The sequence below is a fragment of the Microvirga sp. KLBC 81 genome (assembly GCF_003075415.1).
Taxonomy (GTDB): domain Bacteria; phylum Pseudomonadota; class Alphaproteobacteria; order Rhizobiales; family Beijerinckiaceae; genus Microvirga.
On record NZ_QDAH01000255.1, the window covers coordinates 1 to 1,204 of the forward strand.

General features: G+C 66.7%; 2 protein-coding genes. Both read left to right on the top strand.

What is annotated here, in order from left to right:
* Window positions 1–339: DDE-type integrase/transposase/recombinase (locus DC522_RS33610; RefSeq protein WP_245444771.1), on the top strand; the 339-nt coding region annotated here is incomplete at its 5' end.
* Window positions 340–387: 48 nt separating this feature from the next.
* The gene (locus tag DC522_RS33615) at window positions 388–1,197 is read left to right on the top strand and encodes a DUF1612 domain-containing protein (RefSeq protein WP_245444773.1); all 810 of its coding nucleotides are present in this window, start codon (window positions 388–390) and stop codon (window positions 1,195–1,197) included.
* Window positions 1,198–1,204: the final 7 nt, after the last annotated feature.

Consider the following 1,204-nt stretch of genomic DNA (forward strand, 5'->3'; position numbering starts at 1 on the left):
GGCATGGCTCCGTGGCTGCGGGTTAATCCCGTCCTCTTATGCTCCACCCGGGAGCACGGCCGGTCCATGCCATTAGCTGTGATGCCGGGTGTGGAGCACCGCCAGCATCGCGGCTTGAACAATCGAGCCGAAAACAGTCACCAGCCGACCCGTCGGCGCGAGCGAATCATGAAGCGCTTCAAATCAGCCGGGCAGGCCCAACGCTTCCTGTCGGTTCACGATCAAGTTGCGAACCTCTTCCGCCGTCCCGCCAACATCACCGCTGCCGCTCATCGCGCGTCCCGAGCTCAGGCCCTCCGAGTCTGGAACGAAGTGACTGGAGTCGCCACTGGCTTCTGATCCGACGGTTGATGACAGGCCAACCTATCCAATGTCGTTAAGTTGACGATGCCCCTGCCGGAGCTGCCGTGGGAGGCCATCGCAGGCCGGCTCGAGCACATCACGATCCGCATCCTGCGCTTCGATGCCCGGCTGGAGGCCTCCGGGTTGGCCGCCGGCTGGCAGTCGCGCTGCGACATCACCGAGGCGGTGCGGGCGCTGATCCTCGACGGCCATCTCGTCGATGTCGGCGACCTGGTGCTGCACGATGCCGGCATGGACGTCCGCCATCCCACCCACGAGCTCACCCGCGCCGCCGCCGCCCTGCGGGCCCGCCGCACCGCCCTGGCGCGCCCCGCCCCGTGGCCGCTCTCGATCGATGGTCTGGCGGCCCTGCGCGGCATCGGCCCTGTGCGAGGAGAGGGCGCTCGCAAGCCAACACAGGGCAAACCCGATCCCGAGGACGAGGCGGCCTATCCGCCCTTCGCCAACGATGCCGATCCATGGCAGGCGCACTTTGCCGAAATCGATGCCCTGCTGGATCGCACCAGCAGGGTGCTCGCCGGCGAGACCCCGCTGCCGAAGAGCCGCTCGCATCTGGTCTACGATCCGGACCAGGACGAAGCCGAGACCGAGGATCTCTGGCTCGACGTGGTCAAGCGCACCGCCCACTGGCCGGCGGTGGCCGCCGCGGCAGTGGCGTGGAACGTCTGGCTGGATCTAAACCTCTACACCCGCCTGCCGTGGCTCGGCCTGATCATGGCCGCCGCGATCCTGCGGGCCCGCGGCCTGGACTTGCTCCGAAAAGATGGAGAGCCTCTCATGAAGCAGGAGGATCTCCATGCCCCAGACACGCTTTACGAAAGAATTTCAGGATGAGGCTGTT